The organism is Microbulbifer marinus, assembly GCF_900107725.1.
Lineage (GTDB): Bacteria > Pseudomonadota > Gammaproteobacteria > Pseudomonadales > Cellvibrionaceae > Microbulbifer > Microbulbifer marinus.
In genome coordinates, this window is record NZ_FNQO01000003.1 from 320761 (window position 1) to 345383 (window position 24623).

At 51.7% G+C, this 24623-nt stretch carries 20 protein-coding genes and 1 tRNA gene; 4 read left to right on the top strand and 17 right to left on the bottom strand.

Translation table 11 applies throughout. The annotated features are described in order from the left end of the window. Nucleotide 1 precedes the first annotated feature (1 nt). The 15 genes from BLW36_RS13355 to wecB all read right to left on the bottom strand — a co-directional run bounded on the left by BLW36_RS13355 (nt 2) and on the right by wecB (nt 16549). Nucleotides 2–577, bottom strand: a complete 576-nt coding sequence (locus BLW36_RS13355; RefSeq protein WP_211567207.1) for a polysaccharide biosynthesis/export family protein — start codon at nt 575–577, stop codon at nt 2–4. 31 nt (nt 578–608) lie between these two features. Further along, nucleotides 609–1808 carry an outer membrane beta-barrel protein gene (locus tag BLW36_RS13360; RefSeq protein ID WP_170833216.1) on the bottom strand — a complete coding sequence of 400 codons (1200 nt, stop codon included), beginning with the start codon at nt 1806–1808 and terminating at the stop codon, nt 609–611. Between the two features lie 250 nt (nt 1809–2058). Next, nucleotides 2059–3468 (bottom strand): undecaprenyl-phosphate glucose phosphotransferase, encoded by a 1410-nt coding sequence (locus BLW36_RS13365; protein WP_091389520.1) that lies wholly within the window; start codon nt 3466–3468, stop codon nt 2059–2061. A gap of 190 nt (nt 3469–3658) precedes the next feature. After that, on the bottom strand, nt 3659–4021 hold the full coding sequence (locus BLW36_RS13370; protein WP_211567208.1) for a VanZ family protein: 363 nt from the start codon (nt 4019–4021) through the stop codon (nt 3659–3661). Nucleotides 4022–4278: 257 nt separating this feature from the next. After that, nucleotides 4279–5028, bottom strand: a complete 750-nt coding sequence (locus BLW36_RS13375; RefSeq protein ID WP_091389524.1) for a WecB/TagA/CpsF family glycosyltransferase — start codon at nt 5026–5028, stop codon at nt 4279–4281. Between the two features lie 3 nt (nt 5029–5031). Continuing rightward, on the bottom strand, nt 5032–6198 hold the full coding sequence (locus BLW36_RS13380) for an aspartate-semialdehyde dehydrogenase (RefSeq protein ID WP_091389526.1): 1167 nt from the start codon (nt 6196–6198) through the stop codon (nt 5032–5034). Next, nucleotides 6198–7301 (bottom strand): glycosyltransferase family 4 protein, encoded by a 1104-nt coding sequence (locus tag BLW36_RS13385; protein WP_244506257.1) that lies wholly within the window; start codon nt 7299–7301, stop codon nt 6198–6200. The genes BLW36_RS13380 and BLW36_RS13385 overlap by 1 nt, the downstream gene beginning before the upstream one ends. Then, on the bottom strand, nt 7291–8628 hold the full coding sequence (locus tag BLW36_RS13390) for a phenylacetate--CoA ligase family protein (RefSeq protein ID WP_091389528.1): 1338 nt from the start codon (nt 8626–8628) through the stop codon (nt 7291–7293). Before BLW36_RS13390 ends, BLW36_RS13385 begins: the two co-directional genes overlap by 11 nt. After that, nucleotides 8628–9908 (bottom strand): VpsF family polysaccharide biosynthesis protein, encoded by a 1281-nt coding sequence (locus BLW36_RS17220; RefSeq protein ID WP_139304895.1) that lies wholly within the window; start codon nt 9906–9908, stop codon nt 8628–8630. The genes BLW36_RS13390 and BLW36_RS17220 overlap by 1 nt, the downstream gene beginning before the upstream one ends. A gap of 134 nt (nt 9909–10042) precedes the next feature. Further along, nucleotides 10043–11134 (bottom strand): glycosyltransferase family protein, encoded by a 1092-nt coding sequence (locus tag BLW36_RS13395; protein WP_091389531.1) that lies wholly within the window; start codon nt 11132–11134, stop codon nt 10043–10045. Continuing rightward, entirely contained in the window at nt 11131–12423 is a 1293-nt protein-coding gene (locus tag BLW36_RS13400; RefSeq protein ID WP_139304896.1) for a flippase, read from the bottom strand. Before BLW36_RS13400 ends, BLW36_RS13395 begins: the two co-directional genes overlap by 4 nt. Nucleotides 12424–12482: 59 nt before the next feature. Further along, entirely contained in the window at nt 12483–13613 is a 1131-nt protein-coding gene (locus BLW36_RS13405; protein ID WP_244506258.1) for a VpsD family glycosyltransferase, read from the bottom strand. 5 nt (nt 13614–13618) lie between these two features. Continuing rightward, nucleotides 13619–13987, bottom strand: coding sequence for a serine acetyltransferase (locus BLW36_RS17630; protein ID WP_280140358.1), 369 nt, complete (start codon nt 13985–13987; stop codon nt 13619–13621). A gap of 182 nt (nt 13988–14169) precedes the next feature. Further along, nucleotides 14170–15438 (bottom strand): UDP-N-acetyl-D-mannosamine dehydrogenase, encoded by a 1269-nt coding sequence (gene wecC / locus BLW36_RS13415; protein ID WP_091389537.1) that lies wholly within the window; start codon nt 15436–15438, stop codon nt 14170–14172. Then, nucleotides 15431–16549 (bottom strand): non-hydrolyzing UDP-N-acetylglucosamine 2-epimerase, encoded by a 1119-nt coding sequence (gene wecB, locus BLW36_RS13420; protein WP_091389540.1) that lies wholly within the window; start codon nt 16547–16549, stop codon nt 15431–15433. The genes wecC and wecB overlap by 8 nt, the downstream gene beginning before the upstream one ends. 847 nt (nt 16550–17396) lie before the next feature. Here wecB and BLW36_RS13425 point away from each other — a divergent pair. The 4 genes from BLW36_RS13425 to BLW36_RS13440 all read left to right on the top strand — a co-directional run bounded on the left by BLW36_RS13425 (nt 17397) and on the right by BLW36_RS13440 (nt 21757). Beyond that, the gene (locus BLW36_RS13425; protein ID WP_170833217.1) at nt 17397–18077 is read left to right on the top strand and encodes a transglutaminase-like cysteine peptidase; all 681 of its coding nucleotides are present in this window, start codon (nt 17397–17399) and stop codon (nt 18075–18077) included. Between the two features lie 303 nt (nt 18078–18380). Further along, nucleotides 18381–19553 (top strand): LapD/MoxY N-terminal periplasmic domain-containing protein, encoded by a 1173-nt coding sequence (locus BLW36_RS13430; RefSeq protein ID WP_091389547.1) that lies wholly within the window; start codon nt 18381–18383, stop codon nt 19551–19553. A 197-nt stretch (nt 19554–19750) separates the two neighbouring features. After that, nucleotides 19751–20221, top strand: coding sequence for a hypothetical protein (locus tag BLW36_RS13435; RefSeq protein ID WP_091389550.1), 471 nt, complete (start codon nt 19751–19753; stop codon nt 20219–20221). A gap of 102 nt (nt 20222–20323) precedes the next feature. Continuing rightward, nucleotides 20324–21757, top strand: a complete 1434-nt coding sequence (locus BLW36_RS13440; protein ID WP_139304897.1) for an O-antigen ligase family protein — start codon at nt 20324–20326, stop codon at nt 21755–21757. A gap of 224 nt (nt 21758–21981) precedes the next feature. Here the strand turns inward: BLW36_RS13440 and BLW36_RS13445 are convergent, their stop codons facing one another. After that, nucleotides 21982–23715: an SLC13 family permease gene (locus tag BLW36_RS13445; RefSeq protein ID WP_091389559.1), complete on the bottom strand. Its 1734-nt coding sequence runs from the start codon at nt 23713–23715 to the stop codon at nt 21982–21984. 720 nt (nt 23716–24435) lie between these two features. Next, nucleotides 24436–24511, bottom strand: a tRNA-Ala gene (locus tag BLW36_RS13450). Between the last annotated feature and the right edge of the window lie 112 nt (nt 24512–24623).

Genomic DNA, 24623 nt, shown 5'->3' on the forward strand with positions numbered 1-24623 from the left:
CTCAGAAGAAGCTCTGCTCCACGGTTACCACATCGCCCGGGCGCAGCAATGTATTCAGGTCCACCTTTTCCGGAGTCTGGCTCGGATCGTCGCCGCGGATAACAAAGATCTTGGTTTTGGAGGCGCGCTCGGTAAAACCCTGGGCCAGCGCCGCCGCCTTGCTGATGGTCAGCCCCGGCTGATACGGATAACCGCCCGGCTTTTCCACCTCGCCGTTAATAAAGAAGGGGCGATACTCCAGAATCGAAACATGCACGTTCGGATTCACCAGGTAATCGCCCTTCAGGCCGCGGACGATACGCGCTTCCAGCTGCGCCACGGTCATGCCGGTAACCTTGAGCTCGCCGAGGAACGGATAATTCACCGCGCCGCTGTCACTCAGTTGGGTTTCAACGGTGAGATCGTCTTCGCCGTAGACATTGATCAGGATCTTGTCCCCGGAACCGAGGCGGTAATCGCTCTCGGTTATCGCGTGGGCCGCCGGCACCAACAGCGCCCAGGCGGCCAAACCCATCACCAGAAAAGCAATAAAGGCAGAGCGCAAAGCGCCCTGCCCTTCAGTTTTTGAATATCCCATAGCGGTTACCAGTATTTACCTCAGGCCACCGTTACAGCGTGGCTTGGAAGCCGACAAAGGTCAGGTTCTTGTCGTATTCGAAACGTGCATCAACACCAGAGGAGTCCTGCTCGGACACGTTCACGCCCGCGCGCAAAGACAGCCAGCGCTGCATCTGGTAGTTGAAGCTCAGGCTGGAAGTGGTCACTTCCTCCACGCGGTCCAGGCCTTCGTAATCGTTGTTGGAACGATTGAAGGAGACCTCGGAGGTGAGGCGATCCATCCACGCGTGAGTCCAGGCCAGGGTGTAGCGCTGCACATCGATAAAGTCGCCCACACCGTAGGCCTCGTCACTGCGGCGCTCGGTGATCAGGTCGAAGGCACTGTAGGAACGCGGCATCCAGCGAATGCCGACTTCCCAGCGCGGGCCGGTGAAATCTTCGCGGGCGGCGCTTTCGAATTTCTTCTGGCGGGAACCGACCTTGATGGTACCGGTGGTCTTGGCCGTGCCTTCCCAGGTAATACCAACCAGCACGTCGGTCTCGGTGCTGTTACGGCTCTCGGCGCCGGCCGGGGTAAACGCATAATCCACATCGCGGCGCACGATTTCGGTCAGCAGCTCGGTCTTGCCGCCGGCGTTATAGAAGAAACCCAGCTTCGCGTAATCGGAGTCGCGATCACGGTCCAGGGTAATGCTACCGCCATCGTAGTCGCGCTCGCTGGTACCAGCGGTCACGTCGATACGGCCCTTGGCACCATCGGTACCGAAGCTGTAGATACCGTGAACGTCTTTGTCTTTAAAGCCGGTGGGTTCATCCAGCAGGATACCGAAGCCCTGCGAGTAGCCGGTACCGCGGCTTTCGTGCCCATCCAGGTAGCTGCCGGCCAGGGTCACACGGTTGCGGGAATTCAGTTCCCACTTGGCTTCGCCATCCAGCTCGTGATCGAGGTAGTTGTCCTCGTCACTGTCGAAGTATTCGCCCTTACGCAGGGAGTAGGTCAGTTTGTAGGCGGAAACCCCATTCTCCGCCGACAGCTGAAAGCTCGGGTTCAGCACCGCAACCAGGCTGTCAATCTGCTCGTCGTTTGCATAAAGGACGTTATCGTCGCTCTGCATCAGGAAGTCCACAGTCGGCGTGAACTCGATACCATTACCCAGTTCAACCGAAGCCGCCTGATTCTGAGCCAGTGCCGACCCCGCCCCCATAGAAACGATCATGCCGATCGCCGCAGAAAGTCTTACTTTTGTCATCGTTGTTGTTCCAACAGTTCTTAAAAATCCGTTGATTACCATCCCCAAATTGCCCCCAAAGGGATGGCGAACCACTTCTCAAAATAGTTGCGCACACTAGCACATCGGCGCCGTTTTCACTACCGAAAATACACCGGCTGTAATTGCCTGTAATGACTTTTTGACCGATATTGTCAAAGCGTTCAGGCAATCGGCGAGCGGGCATGCGCAAGCAGGATTGCGCTCGTTTCTTCGCCAGATTCAGGTCTGCTTAGTAGACGTTCTTACCCACAAATCCCTTAAATACGGTCATCAGTACAATGCGCAGATCCAGCCAGAGGGACCAGTGGCGGATATAGTGCAGATCGTGCTCCACCCGCCTGCTCATTTTTTCTACGGTATCCGTCTCACCACGCCAGCCGTTCACCTGCGCCCAACCGGTAATGCCCGGCTTGACCTTGTGCCGCAACATATAGCCATCCACCAGGCTGCGGTATTCCTCGTTGTGTGCCACCGCGTGCGGGCGCGGCCCCACGATCGACATTCGCCCCTGCAGCACATTGATAAACTGGGGCAGTTCATCCAGGGAAGTCTTGCGCAGGAAGCGGCCGATAGGGGTAATGCGCGCATCGTTGCGGCTGGCCTGCACCACGGTGCTGCCATTGTCCTGGGCCGTCATGGAGCGGAACTTCCATACCTTGATCGGCCGCCCGTCCAGGCCATAGCGATGCTGCTTGAAGATTACCGGGCCCGGCGAGGTCAATTTGATCGCCAGCGCGATCACCAGCATCAACGGTGAAATCAGGGTCAGTATCACGGAAGACAGCACCAGGTCTTCCAGCCGCTTCAGCCAGCTGTTCAAGCCCTCGATCGGCGTATCGTAAACACTTAACAGACTGGAGCTGCCCACCTGGTGCCAGCGCGCATGCAGGAGGTTGTTTACAAACAGGTCCGTAAGCAGGTGTACGGTCGCCGTGGTATCGGCGAAAGCCTGCAGAATTTCGACGATGCGCTCCTCTTCGCGCATCGGCAGCGCGATATAGAGTAGATCCACCTCGCCGGCCTTGGCCGCGCGCAGGGCATCGTCCACATCGCCAAGAAGATTAAACGGCCCCCAGGACATCAACGACTGACCGCCGTCATCGGCACCGGGGACGCGATAGAAACCCTTAACGCGGATTCCCAACTGGGGTTCCGCCGCGAAATTGTGTGCAAGCCGCAGCCCGGCATCGGTCACGCCGATAATCGCCGCGGAGCGGGTATTGTGGTCATGGGAGCGGATATAGAACAACAGCAACCGGAAGACGTAACGCCAGGCCCCCAGGATAAACAACGTGGACAGGAACCAGCTGCCGACCACCAGGCGGGAATAGGTCTGCCCCGTCTTACTGAAGTAAGCCAGCAATAACAGCAGCGTACACACCATCACCCAGGAGAAGGCGGTATAGCCGAACAGCTGCAGGTAGGTGTCCGCACGCCAGGAGCGGTAGAGCTCCACCGACTCCGCCATAAACGCAAAGCCGATCGCCGCCAGCAAACCGGCCACCAGCCACTCTTTATCGAATGGCTGTTCAAAGAAAGTGCAACAAAGGACCAACGCACCAAGAATCAGTACGCCATCCAATAAGCGGTACAGCGCAGCCAGACTACTCTGGTGGCCGCGTATCCGTCCTTGCCCCACGGTATCCCCCTGAAAGATCCCCAATGCCAGCTAACCCCAAGCCGGCTAGCAGCGGTCCCCACCGCTGCAACCCCCGTTTTACGCTCCAGCAAGAGCGCACATTTTTGAGGCGAAAATCATGCCACAAATGTGACAGGGTTCAATGTTTTTCGGCGTAATCCATTACAAAAACCCCAAAATTGCCGAATAACTACTGTTTATCAGTCAACAACGGCCAAAATTTACTCAGAAAAATGCCAGCCGAAAGCCCCCCCAGCAGCACGCCGCCAAAATTCGCCGACATATCCACCAGCGAAGCTGTCCTGCCCGGCAGCAACCAGCCCTGCCAGAGCTCAATAGCGGCACCCACCACCAGTAAAAAAACAAGCCCCGGCAACCACCAGCGCCGGGAGAAGCCCAACAACCACAGGGCACTCAACGCGGCAAAAGCACCGAAATGCAACATTAAGTCAAAGTGTGAAACCACTTGAGGAACAGGCTGCGCTTTCAGTCCGGCAAAAAGCGCCACACCCAGGACCAACAGAAACAGCCCTCTAAAGACAATTACTAACACGCGACAGTACCTCAAAGAAATACCCCGGAGGGGCTATTTCCATTACAGCGCATTACAGCTGCGCTAATTAACCATGGCCGCTTCTAAGATGCCCTTTAGGGCACGGCGCCAAGGTGAGAGCACACAACCCAAGGTGAATCCGAACCTGAGGTGGCTTGCAGCACAACTTCGAAATAGACTTCTGTCGTCATCCCGCACTTGTTCCGGGATACAGTCTCACGAACATGGAACGAATATTGTGGCTACTTGATAACCATCTAAGAGGCTTCGGTTCTCGCGCCCCTGAATCGCTCCTTAACCAATAACCATGCGAAGCGACTATTAGTCACTAAATAGCGCTTCCACATACGGCCGGGCTCCTGAATAACACGGTAAAGCCACTCCAACCCCGCATTCTGCATCCAAACTGGTGCCCTCTTGACCTTGCCGGCGACTACATCAAAGGTCCCTCCGACCCCCATCACAAAATCCACCCCAAGCTGGTCCTTCCACTTATTAATGAAGTTCTCTTTTTTGGGGGAGGTAATTGCTACAAACAACAGTTTTGCACCAGACTCACGAATCGCCTGGACGACTGCCGCTTCATCGTCCCAGAAGTAACCGTGGTGGTAGCCCGCAACATCCAGCCCTGGATACATCTCCTTCACCACATCAGTCGTTTTGGCGACCACCTCGTGCTTCGCACCTAGCAGGTAAATGGGAAACCCTCGCCTTGCACTCATCGCCAGTAGGTTATGAAACAGGTCTACGCCTGCCACCCGCTCTGGGACGTGGTGACCACAGAGGCGGGCTCCCCATACCACGCCCATTCCGTCAATATTGATGACATCGCAAGCGTTTACCGACTCCGCCAGCTCGCGATCCTTACGCATATTGACCAGTTTGGCGACATTGACGACGACGTGCTGCAGAAACTCGCCAGCAGCAATCTTCGATTCGATGTGATTGACAGTATCTGCCATGGATGCGCTCAACATGGGCGCACCCAAAAATTTGATCTCTTTCATTAGTTATTGTTTTTTCAATGAGTTATTAAAAGCCGCAAAAGAGTAATACACCCACGCCTGGGTCCAACGCATGTAATTGATTCGGTTAGTAAATCTTTTTGTTTTCTGATAAACGAACCGCCCCTGACGAGGAAGATAAAGCGTATCTAAAGCTCGCCGTATGATCCTATCAGCCAGCGCAAGATCTTCCTCGCGCCCCCCAACCTTGATCAGCGTTAGCACCGCCTGTGCAACCGAATGCATATCCAATGGATAGCGATTATCGTGATAGTACTTTGCCGTACCATCCTCTTCAAAGAAAACGCGCTTGTAGTAGGCGAATCCCTTGTCAATAGAGTTATCAAATTCGGAAACCTCAAGCGAGCGGCGTATAAGATCCAACGCCTCAAGGTTATAACCGGTATGAAACCCGTCGATAAACTGGTGGTGGTGGCGTGCCCCGTAAACCCAGGAACCATCCTCCGCCTGCTCCATTACTGATTGTCTGGCAACCTTCAGTGCCAACTCGCGATAGACCGCGTTTTCCGTGTCGCGAGCGACAATAGCCACCCAAGCGGCAGCCCATAAACTCGCATTGTGTACAAAAGCGACCTCACCGGGAATATAAGCAAAAAAGCAGCGTCCTTCAGCCTCCGTGTAAAGCGTTTTAACAATGAAATGCCCGGCATCCAGTGCCGACTGCAGAAACTTGCTCTCCCCCGTTACCTTCGCCAGCGCATAAAGCGCCTGTGCCACATAAATTGTGGTAATTACGTTCGGCTTACCTTTGGGAACAAAAAACGCACGCGCATTCCAATCAAAATGGTAACCCCAACAGCTATGCTGCCAAGTTGTCCGATCGCACTGCTGCTGTAACAGCCATTCCGCAAGGTCAGTTGCCTGCTGTAAATAATTGGCGTCTTTGGTCCGATCAAAGTCCTCTAGCATTCCCAATATAAATAACGCTATCCCTTTGGGGTTTCGTCGCTTAGGCACACACAGCAACGTGCGAAAATTAAACGGGGACCGCTTAAAAAACTGAATCCAAGCCAAGCCCAAGGGGCCGGAGCGCAGCACCGGCAAAACGTCAAACAACTTACTGTTCAACCCATCAAAGGGATCATACCCAGAAAACTTGTCTGCCTTAGCCTGATCAAGAAGTGAAGCAGCGACGAAATCGAAATTGTTCACTAATCGGCCTCATTTAGCAGCTCAGAATAGAGACCATTTAATTGCGGAATAACAGCCTCAATACTAAAACATGTGGTATATTTAATACTTGCAAACTCTGCTAAACGACGGTTAAGCTCTCTATTTCGAATCAAATCCGTTAAGGCTCTTTCCAGGCCATCAATGTCGCCAGCCTCTATTAGTATGCCTTCTCGCATATGTGTAATAGCATCAGGAATACCGCCTGCCCGAGATGCCACAACCGGGACACCTGCCGACATTGCTTCAAGAATACCCATTGGAAGCCCCTCATTGTAACTAGGGAGGCAATAAATATCTGCCTTAGATAACAGCTCGAGCTTATCTTTACCGGATATCCAACCGCAGAAATTAACACTGTCAGTTAAACCCAACTCTGTCACAAGATCTCTGCAAGCAGAAATATCTCCATCGCCAGCAAGAACCAGCGTAGCTTCTGGGCAAGCTTGCCTAACCTTAGCAAAAGCATACAGCAAATCGAGCGTTCCCTTCCTCGTGCCTATGCGGCCCATAAAAACGACCAGTCCAGCTTGTTTTTTTTCTTCATCAAGCCTCAACTCGGGCACGGAGTTATAAATGACGCGGACATGCTCTTTATTATTAATAAGCAAATTTCGCACCCATACAGCCCATTGACTCGACAGAACAACAACTGCGCTTGCCATCTCGAATGTGCGCAATATATGCGCCTTCCGGCTCAAACTGCATTCTTCAGAGTAAAATTTACGAAATTCAGCACCATGCAAATGTACAACAACCTTGCTCCCAAAAAATTTGGCCAACCTGACCACTATTGACTTTCTCAGATAACTACCTCTGGAAGCCATATGAACATGAACTATGCCGACGTCTCTAAAAATAAGATACATCGTAATTTTTATCAGTGAAAATGCGTACAACAGCAAAGCTCTCACCCTGCCAACTTTATCGGCTCCGCCATGGCTTCGGATTAATCGAACATTCCACTTACTAAAAAACCCAGCATCATGGTAGACATTTAAAACTGAAGCAATCCCACCCATCCCTCTAATGTTCGTACCAACCATTAAATTTATTTTCTGCTTCATTGAGCCATTAATCGACATTACAAATCGCCCTAGGTTGCTTGGCGCTATTTGTTCTCAAAAGTTTTTCCACCTTTTTCAATCGCACAGTCACCCCTTTACCCAATCTATTTCGCACATTAGACAAAAGAATAGCTTGCTGCTTGAAGTCAAATAATTCGTTGACAAGCACTAACACATCAACCTCGCCAACTTTCTCCTGGACAAACTGAGCATCTATAAGACCGATGACTCCCTTGAGACAATCACCTAACGCACTAATCTTGGCACCATTCGACCCGTAAACGTAATCATCCGAGTTCATGCGACCAACAACTTTCTCTACGATCGGAAAGACACGACCACACGGACATTGATTTTCACCTGAAAATACGACCAAGTCTCCTGTTCTGTATCGAATAAGCGGAAAATAATGGTTATTGAAATTCGTCCCAACAATCTCGTGCAACCCGTTGCCGACACTAAGGAACTCTACGAAAGAATAGTCTGAAAGCACATGGTATCGACCGTGCTCGCAATTCGCTATCGCCGCCACACGCTCAAAAAGGCCATACCAGTCAAACACCTTGCAGCGAAACCGCTGCTCAATTAATTGTCTGTCCTCACATGAAAGAGTTTCAGAAGAAGTCACTATCGACTTCAAGCTTCCAGGATAATATTGCTTGACAGATTCAAGGTACTTCGCAAGCGTTACTATTGATGAGGGATACGCTTGGATCACATCCACACCGTAATTCACCATTGCTTCTATATACAAAGGCAACGCTTCCTTACTCATGTGAAAGGACGACAGCATGATCATATTTTCGCACCATGAATAACGCCAATAAGGTGGTTTACTCTGCGCGATGGGGACCATCATATCGCCACGAAGCCAAGCTCGTTTATCGCCTTTTTCAAACCCACACCACTTCAGCATTCGAGCAACAAAGGCCTGCTCGCGGATCACTGACCCCAGCGACTGAGGAACTAACAAAGGTGCTCCAGATGTTCCGCTAGTGGATCCGTTGACGATGATTCTAGGCTCGACAGAGCTCTTAAAGCTGTCTGGGTTAGAGCGAACGTCATCTTTGGTAATAAAGCCAAATTGATCAAGATTAGCTGAATTTGCCAGACCTAATTTAGAGTAAAATTCGACATTACTTACTGCATTGCCAATTGCATGGCGTAAGCTTTTTTGCACATAGCTATTCAATGCCTTAGCCGATCTCTCATGCTCCTCAATCTGCTTAAACAACTTTTTAGTAGCGCCATTATCTCTAATCATTCTTCGTATTAGCGCCCTTATGGTAATAAGAAGGCTTTGGATGAAAAAAGGCGAACTTTTATAGAGCAGGCTATCAAACATTAACGAGCATCCTGTGCGCTAGGTCGCGCGCTTGCGCCTTGACTAGCAACACCACAATTTTCACAAGAAGTCTTAATTTTGCGTCCCATCCTATTTCGATCGCAACTAAGACAAAACAATGTGACCATAAGAAACAGAAGAGCTGGGGTCTTTGCCGACAACGAATTATTAGTCAACGAGATAATTATAAAACTAAGTAGCGAAACCCCCATAGCCCAATCACCATAGGACACCAAACGAAGAGGCAACCGGTATGTAGCAAACAGCAGCAACCCCGCCCCCACTACTCCAAAACTCAAAATCCACGCTACTAAATAATTTTCAATTACATTTACCCCAATATAAAAATCTACATTATTAAGAAGAGACTGTTTTGCGCCTAAAAACCATTCAACTAAAGACAACTTCTCCAGCAGAAAGAAGATGTCAAATCTAACCTGAGCACTAGCATCAATATACAGGCTGTTAAATATTCTATTTCCCACAGGGGTAACTATAACTAGAGTTAAAACGCCCAAAAATGCCAAGCCATAAATAAACTGCATATAAGCAAATTTTTGAAAGTTAAAACGAACCGCACCAGAAATTACGCGGCTAGACTTATATATTAATGAAGCAAATGAAAACAACATAAAAACGGCCATGGCGGCGCGACCGCCATAAGCAAATAGCGCCAAAAAAACGACGGAAAAATACAAACCTGGCGCCAGCCTTGTTTTATCCATCAAGACAGGAGCCAAAGATGCAGTAATTAGTGCATTATTTAGGGGGTGGGATAGGAATGCGGTGGATCGAAAGTACGACGAAAAATCAATAAGCGCAATACCTTTCCCCACCACAAATTCCAACAATGCTACAATGGAATTAATCAAAAGCAAGTAGGCGAGTATTTTTATTAACTTATTCTTATAGCTATCATCTAACACTGCAACTACTGGAATTATCAATAAGGGAGTTAAAAACGTATCAACAAGATACGCCAACCCAGAAGTACCTGACCTAGCCAACCCATAAAAAATAACAAACGTTATTGCACAGACGGAAGTCGACCAACTCGCACCGTAAGGACCCAAACTGCCCAATATTTTTCGATACCCAACACGAAGGAAAAGCAATCCGAATATGAACATTGTCAAGTATGATGCAAAGTGAATCTTAGCGATGGCTGAGCCACCTTCAGAAACATACTTAACACCTAAACTTTCTAGCAAATAAGCACCAAAAAAAAATGAGCTCAGCAATACAAGCACAATGTAACGGAACAAAAAAAACCCACTCATTAGTTACACCTTAAGCCTAATCACAGCTCAAAATAACGTCCAATTACCGCCAACTAAATACAATTATTTTTTACATTTTATCATGTAGAAATAATCGACAAATATAACTAAGCATCCCGGCCACCCCGAAACACTTATTGAAATTTTGAATCTAAAATTTCCATAAACTTCTTTGCGCGCTCCTCAGAAGATTCTAACATTGCTAACTCAACTCTTTTAGAGACTCTATTGACATCTCTAGCCAGACCCAGAGCTATGCGCGCATTACTCAAAAAATCATCGATGCCGGAAGACTCAAAAATCTCTTCGGAAAGGCTGTCATAATCGTTATGGGTCTTAGTGGCGACCACAACCTTACCTAAGGCTAGATACTGATAGACCTTATTATGATGTACATATCTTGACAATTCATATTGCTTGTCGAGCATCAAACAAACATCCCATTTGGAAACCTCCCGCTGAATTTCAGTATATGGAATCATCCCAAGATAAGTAACGTTTTCACGTGCAAATATTTTTACAAACTTCTCTTTATCGTTTTTTTTAGAAAAGTTTATTTTCCCCGCAAATCGAAATTCGGTATCGGGAAAGGAGGCAACCAATGCTTCAACAAGAGGAATATCAATCGTAATTTCATTCATATTGCCGGCATAACCAAACACGTAGTCGCCAGACTGAATTGCATTATTTTTAAAGTTTCTCAGATCCCACCGAGATATATCTACAGTGTTAGGCCAATAAATACCTTCGACATCAACACCAAGATACTTCCGACAATAATCAGATGCCAGCAACTTACTAGTGCAAAGTAGAATCTGAGAAGACAAAGCCATCGTCTTTTCGTCCTCTTTTGTTTTTCCTCCATTCATCAAAAAATATGGATCAACGAAAAGAGACACGATACGCTTTCCTTTAAGAATAGGAATCAAGTATGCGACGTGTGTGTTAGTGAGAAGCGCAACATCAAATTTTTTAAATTCAGGCCGAATAAAAATATGAGCAACAAGGTACTCTATGAACGACAGCAACCAAAAACGCCTAAGCTTCTCAGGAAAAATCGAATAGATATAATTTATTTTCACAAACTCTGATTGAGTCTTTGGCTTAAAAAAATCGGTAATATTTCTCTTAACAAAAACCTCAATATTTTTGTAATTTTTAGATATTGCTTCAATCGTAGCTCGATTCTGGAACTCAATTGTCGATACCACTGCCGCAATTTTCAAAACTTCACCTTAAGAATATTAGTCGCTGTAGATATCGGATTAGCCAGGCTGTACATAGAGGCGCGAATGACGCCCGCGACACATGAAAGTCGACTGACCAGAAAATAAAATAGAAAGTCAGCAATAAAATAGGAGATCAGCGAAGCGATCGCAGCCCCATTTATCGAATATGCCGGTATCAACATTAAGTTCAATCCAATATTCAGTGCAACCGCGAGTAGCGCTTTCGGCAACTCATATCTTGCAACTCCATATATAATCATTAAAGAAGAATAGAGCTTCGAAGATATAAGAAATACTGCAATCGGAGATAATATCATCATCACCAGCTTTGCTGGTTCGTACTCCGAACCAAAAAGCACCTCAATAATTCCCCCAGAAAATACAAGAAGAATTGCCGCTGCACTTATCGAAAAAAGGAAAAGCGCCTTTCCCAGCACTGAAACAAGTTCGTCGAAGCTACTCTTATCACTCTCATGCTTTTCAACTAACACGGGGAAGAAGGCAGACATTATTGCCACTCCCAAAAAACCCACTTGAGTGATTATTTTCATCGGGCCAGAATAAAGCCCTGCCTCATGCTCTCCATAAAAATGAGCAATCATCAAGACATCCATCTGCATAAATAAAGGGAAAACAGCACTAGATAGCATCAGAGGAGCCGCCAAACGGAGGTGCTTACGGGCCCAAGCAGAACTAAACTTGGGGGGCACATGCTCTTCTTTACTTTTAACAAAGATAAAGAAGAGGTATATCAAGCGTACAAAACTCTGCAACGGCAAGAAAATACACGTCATTACAAAGCTCCAACTGTAATATGCGCTAATAATTAAATACAGAAAACCGATACACCTAGATACTATCAGCGAGAATGCCAACTCTTTGGCTTTACCCTTTGCTTCAAACTGACACTTTAAACTAATTAGGTGCACCATCAATACAGTGACAGCTTCAATTGCCGCGATTATTAGTAATTCCGGCGTTTGGCCAATCCACAACACTGTGACGTATAGGCCAGTAGAATATAGTAACCAACCCCCAAACCTAATAATTGCAACAGTGAAAATGATTTGAGAAGAACACTCAGGAGTTTCCACTAAACTTTTGACGATGAAACGATCCAACCCCAGCGTAACTAAAAAAATTAAAGCCGCAGATGCAGCTTGAACTATTGATAGAGATCCAACCTGGGTTGGCCCAAACACCCTTGCCAAAATGACAAACGCAGCTAAGCCAGTAAAAATAGTTACCAATCTTTCTATCACATAGAGCGTTGTTTTTTGTAACACTAGCTTTACCTGAAAGTCACATGCGGCCACACAAAAAATATAGGTCGCTTTTTAAGCGATCAATATAAACTCTCATATTCTTGGCAAATGCCTGAAACAGAGAACTTATTTCGAAGATAAACCGCAGCTTGATTATCGTTAAAACCAAGCAAACTAGTTAACTTCTGCACTTGTTGAGACAAGTCTTTGCCATCAACAAACTTTACGCCTACCTTTTCAAAGTCATGACGGAGATAACCCAACACCCCAACTGGAGTTGTCAATAAGGGCAACCCTGCTGCCAACATTTCCAACGGAGCCATCCCGAAGGTTTCTTGTTCAGAATAGAATACTCCAACGGAAGATTCCCTATATCTCTCGATTATTTCTGACTGGGATAACGCACCCGTAAAAATAACATCGTGTAGCAATCCGCTTGATTTTAACTGCTGAGTTAATTGAGAGAAGTAATCAGGATCTACATTGGGACCGATCACGGTCAGGGACACCTTCCAGCCTGATTTTTTCAATACCGACAATAACTCTATAGCCCGATCTATTCGTTTGCGTCTACTTATTAGGGCGCAAGTTACTAATCTCACTTCTTCGCACTTCGAATCCTCACCAGGCGTAAAATATGCTTCATCGACAGGGTTACCAATAAGAGATATTGGTTTTTGGACATCGCATTCTAATGCAACGCTCAGATCCCACCCAACGCAGGTATAAGCGTCAGTAAAAATATCAGAAACCCTAGGAATAATTCGCTCATAAACAATATCATTAATCAGTGATACTGATTTTCTACATATTTTTTTGTAGGAATGAATCGTTGCTATTCTTCTGATTTTTTTTGAAATAGCAATTAACCACTGCGCCTCATGAACATGCACAATGTCTGGCTGGAAATCTCTAACCTGCCTCCTGACCCGAAATAAGTTAGTGATTAAGCTAGGCATCTTAAACCCAAAAATCGACTCATTTTTTGGGCAAAGGACAACCTCTACATATGGCGACAACTTTAGAACGTCCCCTGAATAACTCACACAGGAAAAAGGATCGATGGCCAATATACGATAATATAAATTAGTTTTTTCTCGATCACCGAGATATTTAATGATGACTTGGCATACGGAGTCTACGCCACCAGCATTCTTTTCTCCCCAATTAAGAGTTGACAGGGGGACAACCAACAAAACCTTCTTCATCATCGAATTTAGACTGGATTCTGTATATAGCACGCAGAGAATTTGGTAGGAAATTGGCGGGCTGGATTCCCAACAGCCGTATATCCTCGTGAGATATTCTTTACGACAACTGCTCCCGCACCGATAATAGCTGAATCATCAACAATAACATTTTCAACAATGCATACATTTGGCCCAATATAGACATTGTCCCCGATGGTAGCGGCCTTACCATGATTAGAGCCAATTGTTGTGAACTGACTTAAATTGCAATTTTTACCGATTTTTGCAGTTGGATGGATAATTATAGAGCTCGCATGACCGAGATACAGGCCAGCGCCAACCTCTGTTTCCTTTGGGATTTTGATTGAGTACTTTACTGAAAGTTGATGGTGCATAAACCTAGCAAATGTTCGTACAAATAGAGACTCACTTCTTAGACACCTAAACCAAAATGTATATTTGAACGATCTATTAGAATTAAGTAGGTTTTTTATCAGTAACGGAAAACTATAACGACCAGTGTGTCGATAAAGATCCGCCTTTATTAAGGCCCACGAGGTGGGGCTATTTTGCATTTTCAAGTCGCAATCCCTCGCGTATCAATCACCACTTTTTCCACAAGGTGCGTTCTATCAAGCATTTTGAACTCTTGGTGATCCACTAGAATGAGAACTATATTGGCTTTTTCAAGCGCTTGCTCGAGCGGTGCAATTGCAACGCCTTTACTGGCAACTAAGTCTGGGAGTTTTTCAATATTGGGCTCAACTGCAATGAGCTGTCCAATATTTTGTTCCGCCAATTTTTCCACTATTTGCAATGCTGGGCTTTCGCGTAGATCATCGATATCTGCCTTAAAGGCGAGCCCTAGGCACGCAATGACCGGCCGCTTAAGTTCGTCGGCCGCCTTGATCACGCGCTCAACTACATAATGCGGTTTAGCGTCGTTGGTGTGCCTCGCTTGAGTGATCAGCTTGGCGTCATCAGGGCAGCTGCTTACGATAAACCAGGGATCTACCGCTATGCAGTGGCCGCCTACACCTGGTCCTGGATTGAGAATGTTTACTCGCGGATGACGATTGGCGAGGCCGATCAGCTCCCAGATATTTATTTTCAATTTATCGCAAATAATCGAAAGTTCATTGGCAAATGCAATATTCACATCGCGGAAGGAGTTTTCGGTGAGCTTTGTCATCTCTGCAGTACGGGAGTTGGTGACGATGCACTCCCCTTTTACAAATGTTTGGTAAAGCTCTATTGCTTTCTCACTACAAGCTTTGGTCATGCCGCCGATCACACGGTCGTTGGCAACCAGTTCTTGAAGAACATAACCGGGCAGTACTCGCTCCGGGCAGTGGGCCACCTTGATATCTGCGGCGTCGCCTTTGGACTGCGGAAATGTCAAGTCCGGGCGCTCCTCCTGCAGCCAGGAAGCCAACTGCTCTGTAGCCCCTACCGGCGATGTGGATTCTAGAACGACCAAGTTACCCCTTTCCAGCACCGGAGCAATAGATCTAGCCGCAGCCTGTATGTAGGAAAGGTCAGGCTCTTTGGAGTCCCCATCAGGAGTTTCTTTAAAGGGGGTCGGCACAGCAATCATAAAGGCGTCGGCAGGCTCCGGAATCAACGTCGCCCGGAGCTTTCCAGTATTGACTACACCGTGAACGACGATATCAAGGTCGGGCTCCACAATATGGATCTTGCCTGAGTTGATGGTATCTACAGCCTTTTGACTAACATCAACACCGATCACTTCGATTCCGCGCGAGGCAATCACAGCCGCAGTCGGCAGGCCGATATAGCCCAAGCCGATTACAGAAACGCGCTTGAATTCTGAGCTCTTAATCATTATTCGCGATTCCTTCGATAATTCTTTGACAAGCAGCGCCATCGCCGTAGGGGTTGTGGGCGTAACTCATTCGTTCGTAGGCAGATTCGTGATCCAATAACTCCACAACTGCAGTGACGATTTTCTGAATATCGGTTCCGACCAGTTTTACAGTTCCGGCCTCCACTGCTTCCGGGCGTTCGGTGGTATCGCGCATCACCAGTACAGGCACCCCCAGTGACGGTGCTTCTTCCTGGATGCCGCCAGAGTCCGTGAGCAGGATGTGGGCCCGACTCATCAAGTAGACAAAGGGCAGGTAGTCGAGAGGTTTGATCAGATGGACATTGCTCAAGTCGCTGAGATGGCGGTTGACCGGTTCCTGAACATTGGGGTTCAGGTGGACGGGATAGATCACCTGCACGTCATCACGGCCGGCGATTTCTCTAATGGCATGGCAGATATTTTCAAAGCCAGCGCCGAAGCTCTCTCGGCGGTGCCCGGTCACTAGCACCAGCTTTTTACCCGGCTCGAGGAAAGGGAACTGTGATTCCAGAGCCGAACGTAAAGCTTCGTCACTGTCGATTTTCTTTACCACCTCCAGCAGTGCATCGATGACGGTATTGCCGGTGACAACAATCCGTTCATTACTTACGCCTTCCTTCAGGAGGTTTGCACGAGAGCGCTCAGTTGGGGCGAAATGGTACTGGGCAATCGCACCCGTCAGCTTGCGGTTGGCTTCTTCCGGCCAGGGGCTATAGATATTGCCGGTTCTCAGCCCTGCTTCGACATGGGCAACAGGAATTTGCTGGTAATAGGCCGCGAGAGTCGTTGATAGGGTGGTAGTGGTATCGCCGTGCACAAACACGCGATCCGGCTTGAATTCAGAGAATACGTCCCGCAAACCGAGCAGAATACGGGAGGTAACGTCGTACAGGTCTTGACCTGCTTTCATGATATTCAGGTCGTATTCCGGAGTGATGTCGAAAAGCTCGAGAACCTGATCGAGCATTTCGCGATGTTGCCCAGTCACGCATACACGAGCTTCAAAGCGATCATCGCTTTGCAATGCTTTCACCAACGGGGCCATTTTTATGGCCTCCGGGCGGGTTCCGAATACAACCAATACCTTCATTCTTGTTAGTTCCGTATGCGCCTAAGGGCTTCTCTTAACAAATAATGTCTTGGGTCGAGTAGCAGCTGGGCATACCTAAAGCGGCATCGGGAATCCGTTCTCCAGCGGCTGATTGACCTCTGCCATGATTAAATCGAGCGACGGCAGCCATGCTGGAAAGCACGGCATGCATTCTTGCAGGCACGGTTTTGTCCTGGCATGAGCGAGAGAAACAGGAAAAGAAAGAAGACTGGCAGCAGCCGACAATAGGGCAATGATGCCCACGCGGCAGTAAGAAAGGATACGAAGACGTGCCCCCCAGCACCTCCACTCAACTTGGAATGGAAGCCCCCCAATCTGGCTTTCCTGACCTGTCACCGATCCTTCTTCGCCTAGCGCCGCTTTCGCTTGCGACCCAATCCCCCAATCGGGCCACTCACGACTTGTGACAGGCGTCACACTCTACCAAACCGGTAATTCATGTCAAAGAAATCTGTGACCTTTTTACAGCCACTGGCATTCACTGCCAAGCGCTTGTAATGGCGTGTAATGGCGCTTGTTTTTTGAGCGTTTCTGCAGAGAGCTATTCGTGCTAGACCACTGAAGGTCCATACCCCCTTTGGGGTAATTAGGTGCCCCCTGTGCTCCGGCGCATTCCTTTCTCCGCCTCGGGTGAGGTTGCGTGCTGTTTTGGCACAGCAAGCCCCCTCTTGGCTCCAGGCCTCCCATCGCTTGTCTTTTCTATTGCCACACTTATGCCGCTACGGGTTACGAGAGGCCCTGCGATTCCCGCAGGGTCAGTTGTGATCACAAACACCTGCGGATTTTTTGTACAGCCTCAATGAATAGGTTTCTGTTGCAGCGGTTAATGTCTCGCTCTGCTGTGGCCGCTTTGGTGGCCAGGGCTGCCTTGCTGTGCACTTTCGCGTGCGGGCTGCTGGTGGCGGGGCGCGCGCTGCCTTCTTCCTCCCCCCTCCTCTCGCCCGCCTTGCTCGAGCAGATGAGCGCCCGCTATGGGAAGGGCGCCGTGTGGCGGTTGCTGGAGTGGAACAAGCTGTTGGGCAACCAGCAGAGTGCCAGTGAGCGGCTGCGGTTACGGCATGTGAATCAGTTTTTAAACCGGGTTCCCTTTGTGGAGGATGCGGAGCACTGGGGGCTGGCTGATTACTGGGCCACGCCGGCGGAGTTTCTGGCCTCTAACGGCGGGGACTGTGAAGACTTTGCCATTGCCAAACTGTTCACGTTGCAGGCAGCGGAGGTGCCGGCGGACAGGCTGCGGCTGATGTACGTGAATGCCCGCCTGCTGAATCAGCCGCATATGGTGCTTCTATATATAGAAGAAGGACAGGCGCCGCTGGTGCTGGATAACCTGACCAATGCGATTCAGCCGGCGGGGGAGCGGGCGGATCTGGAGCCGGTTTATAGCTTTAACTCTTCCGGTTTGTGGTTGAACCGGCCGGATTCGCCGGAGCGGAAGGTGCGGGATCATAGTGGGTCTTTGATGTGGGAGGACCTGGTGGAGAGGATGCGGCGGGAGATTGGGGAGTGAGGGTTTGTTGTTGGGGAGGTTTAGGTGATTGGGGTTTGTGTGGTGCGGGCGGTTGGTTGGGGGCGCTGTAGCCCTGGATACCGGCGTTCGCCGGTATGACGATTGATTTAAGAGCGGCGTTGGGCGGTGAAGCTATAGGGTTGGTTGGGCGGTTGGCTATGGGCGCTGTAGCCCTGGATACCGGCGTTCGCCGGTATGACGACGAAGTGGTTGCGGGGTTGGTTCGGGGGATTTGTGGAGGAGTCTGAGTCTCGCTTCTTCACTTTTCATACTTAATAGGTAACACCTAAGAGGAATGCAGCCTTGGGACTGTTTCAGGGAATAATCGCCAGGCTACTGCTGGTCATTGGCTTGCTGCTGGGGGCGACTCTGTGGCTGGCGATCGACACTACGCGGGATTACCTGCAGCACCAGCTGCGCGCTTACTCGCAGGATGGCGCCAATGCACTGGCACTGGCGTTGCAGCCGTATATTGCCGAGGGGGATCTGCTGACGGCGGACACGATGATGACGGCGCTGGTGCAGGACGGTAATTACTCCGCGGTTGTGCTGCGCGATACCGGTGGCGATCCGATGCTGCAACACCGCCTGGGGGAAATCCAGGCCCGCGTGCCGGCGCTGTTTACTGAGATGCTGCCGCTGCAGCCGCCGGAAGCCAGTGCCTTTATTCACAATGGCTGGGATCGGGTGGCGAGCGTTTCGGTAAGCGCGCACCCGGCGCTGGCTTACCAGCAACTGTGGCGGCTGACGCTGGGGTTTATCGGGCTGGGGCTGGCGGTGTCTGCACTGGCGGTGGCGCTGGCGTGGCGCTGGGCGAAACAGAAGCAACAATTGCTTGCTGCCGAGTTTGAATCTCTGCACAGCGAAATCGACACGCAGCGCCAGCAGGCGCAGCTTGATGAGCAGACCGGCTTTGGCAATTTGCATGCACTTAATCGGCGGCTGCAGTCATTACTGCATACAGCAGGGGAACAACCAGCTGCGGCCGCTACCGACCAGTACCATCTGTTGTTGATACACCTTTCCAGCCTCGGTGATGCGACCCGTACGCTGGGCCGCTGGGCAGCGGATGACTATGTTGAAGCAGCGGCAATGGCGCTGCGCCGCCATTTTGGTGAGCACTTACTAGAACTGGAAAGCGCGGGGAGCGCGACTGAGCCCGGCGATTGTTATCCGTTCCATACCTACACAGACGAGCTGGCCCTGCTGGGTATGTTTGGCGGCGAGGAGGCGGTTTGCGAAATTGCGCAACAGCTGAGCGATGCATTTAACACGCAGACTGCTGAGCTGCATCGCCATGGTTTTGCGACTATCGGCATAGTGCCGGTTGATCCTGCACGCACGCTGCAGGAAATCATCGACGACGGGGATTTCGCCCTGCGCCGGGCGGAAAGTAACGGGGTAAATCAATGGTGCTATTTCGCTGACCGGTCACCCAATCCGCGTGCGGTTACAGCGCTGGAAACCAGCGAATAAACACTGGCAATACGCTGCAAAACAGTGACCAGAATTACCAGCCAGTACCAGATCGTTTGTTTTTAAACCAGTATTTTCAGAAAATTTGGGAATCTGTTAACAACTGAGTTGTGTACTCTTCCCATTTACAGTAGTGCCGGTACAATCAGGCCCATCTTTGGGGATATGACCACTGAGAAGAACACAAAGGAGCAGTCATGAACAAGACTATTTGGGGAATCGCATTGAGCGCCAGCTTGCTCAGTGGTATTGCGAACGCGAGCGTGGAGGGCTTTATCAAGGCCGGTTACTCCATGGAACACGTGATCGCCCACGGCCTGGTAGATGGCCTGAGCATCGAGGAAACCGTTAAGCAGGCGGTTACCACCGCGCCGGAAAAAGCCGATGCGATCATCGCGGCGGCCATTGCCGCCGAGCCTTCCAAGGCGCAGGAAATTGTTAACGCCGCAGCCGCAGCCGGCGTGGACCCGCAGCAGGCAGTAGCCGCAGCCGTGGCCGGTGGTGCCGATGCCAGTAGCGTTTCTGCCCCGACTGCCGCTGGTGGCTCAGCCCTTGTTGGCGGTGGTACTTCCACTGCACCGGCTCCGGTTGCCCTGCCCCCCCAACCACCCGCCGCGTTCGGTGGTGGTGGCGTTGGTGGTGGCGGTACTGGGGCCTCCAAGAACTAAGACGCAGCCGCGTTGCAGAAAAGGCCCTTGCGGGCCTTTTTTGTTTCTGCAATAAACGCTTTAAGAGTGTGCAAAGGGACAAGACACTCCACACAAATTTGATTGAAGTACTTGTACCCGACCATGCCCACCGCCAACCCCACCCACAGTCACCGCATCGAGCGCCTTGAGCGCGGCCTCTTCTATGGGCTGCTGGCGCTGCTGTTCTGGCTGCCGATTCCGCTGGGATCCCACCGCCCCTGGGCCTGGGCGCTGCTGGAGATCTGGTCTTTCGGGCTGATGGGCGGCTGGCTGCTGGTTAACACTTACTCACCACGCCTGCATTCACTGCGCCCTTACCTGCCGCTGCTGGTGATATTCGGTGTATTCCAGCTGTGGGTGGCGCTGCAGCAGATGCCACTGCCGATGGGCCTGCTGCAATCCATTGCCCCGGATACCGCCGCCCACTATCTTGCCGCCAATCCACAGGCCGCGACCGGCACCCTGTCGCTGGACCTGAACCACACCCATGTCGGCCTGCTGAAAGGCCTGAGCTACTGGTGCCTGCTGTTTCTGCTGCTGGCGCTGGTGAATTCCGCCCAGCGGCTGAAGACACTGGCGCTGGTGGTGGTGCTGACCGGTACCTTCCAGGCGTTTTACGGCGTATTGATGGCACTGTCTGGCGCCGAGACAAGCTGGGGGCTGGGCCTGCCCAACAGCCACATTGCCACCGGTGGTTTCGTTTACAAGAATCACTTTGGCAACTTCCTGGTGCTGTGCCTGTGCCTGGGCATCGGCCTGCTGATTGCCAGCCTGAGCAAGAGCAAGGCGCTGTCAATCAAGGAAATGCTGCGCGGCACACTGGCGATGCTGCTGAACGGCAAGGCGGTGGTGCGGCTGTGCCTGGCGATGATGGTGATCGGCCTGGTGATGTCCTACTCACGCATGGCCAACACCGCCTTCTTTGCCAGCCTCTCGATTACCGGCGTGCTTGGCCTGCTGCTGATCCGCAAGAAGAGCCGCAGCCTGACGGTGCTGCTGGCGAGCCTGCTGGTGATCGACCTGTTTATCGTCGGCAGCTGGTTCGGTGTGGACAAACTGCGCGACCGCTTGGAAAACACCAGCTTTGCTCAGGAAACCCGCGACGAGGTCAACCAGTACGGCATGACGCTGATCGAGCAGCACCCGATTGCGGGTACCGGCGGCGGCAGTTTCTATTCGACTTTCCCCAGTGTGAAGGGGCCGGGCATCCAGACCTTTTACGACCTGGCTCACAACGACTATCTGCAGTTCGCGATCGAGTTCGGCCTGCCGGCGACGCTGCTGCTGGGTGCGGTTGTGCTGTGGAGCCTGGCCCTGGCCTTCTCCGCGCTGCGCAATCGGCGCAACAGCCTGATGCAGGGCATGGCCTTTTCGGCGGTGATGGCGATTATCGCCGAGCTGATGATGCTGGCCACCGACTTCCACCTGCAGGCACCGGCGACGGCGCTGTACTTTATGTTGTGTCTGGCGGTGGCTTGGATGGCTAGGTTTATGAAGGTGGAGCGGGCTCGTTAGCCCCTAGAGCACCTTGTCGTCATTCCGGCGCAGAGCCTGTGCCGGACTTGATCCGGTACCGGAACCCAGTGCCACGAAACTGGATTAGGTGGTGCTCCTGCACCACACCCTACGGGCCACGCGCTTTGCGCGTGCTCGCTTCGGCATCCATGCCTTCGCAGTCCGGCATGCGCCGGTATGACGACACATGAAGCGGCCGCTAAATCGAACCTTCAGGCCTGGGCTCAGCTGGTAAACGGGAATACCAGCGGTAGCAGTACCAGCACCGTTACCGAATAGGCGATGGTCAGCGGCAGGCCGGCGCGTACGAAGTCGCGCAGGTGATAGCCGCCCAGGTTCTGCACCATCAGGTTGGTCTGGTAGCCGAACGGTGTCAGGAAGCTGGCGCTGGCTCCGTAGGCCACCGCCATCACAAACGGCATCCAGCTCACACCGAAACTCTCCGCCAGGCTCCAGGCCAGTGGAAAGGTCAGTGCGGCGGCGGCGTTGTTGGTCATCAGCTCGGTCAGTGCCAGCGTTAGCAGGAAGATACCCACCAGCGCGGCAAAGGGCCCCCAGTCGTGCAGCAGATAGCGCAGGCCATCGGCCAACCCATCCGCCAGCCCGCTGCCGGCAAAGGCCTCGGCCAGTACCAGTGCACTGGCAATAATCAGCCAGATCTGGAACGGGAAGCGGCGCTGCAATTCGGTGGTGGAGACAATCCCCAGGCCAATCATGCCACCGAGCAACAGGACCAGGCCTTTGAGTAACGAGAAATAACCCAGAGCCGCACCGGCCACCACCGCGGCGAAGCCGATACCGAGCAGCCAGTTGTCGCGCCGGGAGAGTTCCCGCTGCACCTTGGTGCCGCTGATGACATAGAAGTTCTTGTCGATATTCAGGTGGTGCTTGAAGTCGGCGCCGACGGCCAGCAGCAGCGCATCGCCAGCTTCGAGTTCGATCTCGCCGAGCTTGCCGGACAGCCTTTTACCACCGCGGCGCATGGCAACCACCGCCGCATCGAAGCGGGTGCGGAAATTACAGCTCTTCAGCGACTGGCCGAGAATACTGGAGTTGGGCGTGATCACCACTTCGGTCAGGTGCAGGTCCAGCTTCTCGTCTTCCAGTGCGAACAGGCGCAGGCCCTGGATTTCCTGCAGGCGGCCGAGATCCCGCACGTCGCCACTGAAAATCAGCTTGTCGCCGGAGCGAATCACTTCCGTCGGCGCCACCGGGCTGATCACCTGCCCACCGCGCACGATTTCAATCAGGTAGAGGGTTTCCAGCTGGCGCAGCTGGTTCTGCTCCACCGTGTTGCCGTCGAGCGGCGAATCGGCGACGACTTCCGCTTCCAGCAGGTATTCGGTCACCGGCTCTTCCGCTACCTGCCCTTCAGGCAACAGGCGGTTGGTGAGCATCAGCACTACAAGCCCGACGATGACTGCGGCCAGGCCGACCGGCAGAAAAGCGAAAAACTCCAGCCCGGGCAGGCCGCGGTCCAGCACAAAGCTGTTGACGATCAGGTTGGTGGAAGTACCGATCAGGGTCAGGGTGCCGCCGAGAATGGCGGCGTAGGACAGCGGCATCAGCAGCTTGGCCGCCGGGTAGCGCCGCTGGGTCTTCACGCTGGACGCCAGCGCAGCCACGACGGCGGTGTTATTGAGGATCGCAGAACTCAGCGCAGTGGCCGTGGTGAGCCGCAGCAGGCTGCCTTTCAATGAGCCGTTGATCAGCTTGTCGGAGACGGCCCGCAGCCAGCGCGCCCGTTCCAGCCCCACGGAGACCAGCAACAGCGCCACCAGCGTTACCAGGCCGGGGTTGGCACCCTTCTGCAGTACCGACTCTGCCGGCACTATGCCACTCAGGAAACAGGCTCCCGCCGCCGAGGCGAAAATCAGCGAGGGGCGAAACCGCGTAAAGATCAGTGAGCCGATTACCACTGCAAAGATAATGGCTACAAATAACTGGGTCAGTGTCATAGGGTTCCGTCGCCGTCCTGGTCATTGCCAAGACCGCCCGCTTCTTACACGCCTTCTTGGTGCGGGAAATTATCCCAGAAGTTTGGCTGGCACCCAATGCATTCGGGTTTTTGGGTGGGTGGTGGTGTTTGTTTGATTGGGGCGCGGGATGGTTTGCGGGCTACGCCCGTTCACCCCTTCGGGGGTCGCCGGTGCGGGCGCTCTGCGTCGCCGCTGCGCGGTGCCTTGTGAACCGGGGCTTTGCCTCGATTCCGCAGCTGCGGCCAAATACGAAAAAGGCCGCATCCTTTCGGGCACCTGTGCCTGCGGCTAGATCTGGGCGCGGGATGATTCGCGGGCTTTGCCCGCTCACCCCTTCGGGGTCGCTGGTGCGCCAGCCCGGCCTCCGCGCGCTCTGCGGCACCGCTACGCGGTGCCTTGTGAACCGGGGGCTTTGCCTCGAGCCCGCAGCTTTGCCAAATACGAAAAAGGCCGCACCCTTTCGAAATCAGGCCCTTCCTGCGGTTCGAGACCGCCTCTAGGTACTGCAGCACGAGATTCTGATATCGGGGCGCGGGATGATTCGCGGGCGCTGCCCGCTCACCCCTTCGGGGTCGCCCGTGCGGGCGCTCTGCGTCGCCGCTTTGCGGCTCCTTGTGAACCGGGGCTTTGCCTCGCTCTCGCAGCTAATACCAAATACGAAAAAGGCCGCATCCTTTCGGATGCGGCCTTTTTCGTATTTGGTGGAGCTAAGCGGGATCGAACCGCTGACCTCCTGCGTGCAAGGCAGGCGCTCTCCCAGCTGAGCTATAGCCCCAAATTGGTGTGCTTTCCGTCGAAAGCGGGGCGCATTTTAACAATGCGGGGACGCCTGTCAACAAGAAAAATAACTTTTTAATCAAATAGTTAGCGACCGGGGCGTCGGCTTT

Coding starts and splice junctions, on each gene's coding strand:
- BLW36_RS13355 (WP_211567207.1), bottom strand. CDS start 577: ATGGGATATTCAAAAACTGAAGGGCAGGGCGCTTTGCGCTCTGCCTTT.
- BLW36_RS13360 (WP_170833216.1), bottom strand. CDS start 1,808: ATGACAAAAGTAAGACTTTCTGCGGCGATCGGCATGATCGTTTCTATG.
- BLW36_RS13375 (WP_091389524.1), bottom strand. CDS start 5,028: ATGAAAGAGATCAAATTTTTGGGTGCGCCCATGTTGAGCGCATCCATG.
- BLW36_RS13385 (WP_244506257.1), bottom strand. CDS start 7,301: ATGTCGATTAATGGCTCAATGAAGCAGAAAATAAATTTAATGGTTGGT.
- BLW36_RS13390 (WP_091389528.1), bottom strand. CDS start 8,628: ATGTTTGATAGCCTGCTCTATAAAAGTTCGCCTTTTTTCATCCAAAGC.
- BLW36_RS17220 (WP_139304895.1), bottom strand. CDS start 9,908: ATGAGTGGGTTTTTTTTGTTCCGTTACATTGTGCTTGTATTGCTGAGC.
- BLW36_RS13405 (WP_244506258.1), bottom strand. CDS start 13,613: ATGATGAAGAAGGTTTTGTTGGTTGTCCCCCTGTCAACTCTTAATTGG.
- BLW36_RS17630 (WP_280140358.1), bottom strand. CDS start 13,987: ATGCACCATCAACTTTCAGTAAAGTACTCAATCAAAATCCCAAAGGAA.
- wecC (WP_091389537.1), bottom strand. CDS start 15,438: ATGATTAAGAGCTCAGAATTCAAGCGCGTTTCTGTAATCGGCTTGGGC.
- wecB (WP_091389540.1), bottom strand. CDS start 16,549: ATGAAGGTATTGGTTGTATTCGGAACCCGCCCGGAGGCCATAAAAATG.
- BLW36_RS13425 (WP_170833217.1), top strand. CDS start 17,397: ATGTCTCGCTCTGCTGTGGCCGCTTTGGTGGCCAGGGCTGCCTTGCTG.
- BLW36_RS13435 (WP_091389550.1), top strand. CDS start 19,751: ATGAACAAGACTATTTGGGGAATCGCATTGAGCGCCAGCTTGCTCAGT.
- BLW36_RS13445 (WP_091389559.1), bottom strand. CDS start 23,715: ATGACACTGACCCAGTTATTTGTAGCCATTATCTTTGCAGTGGTAATC.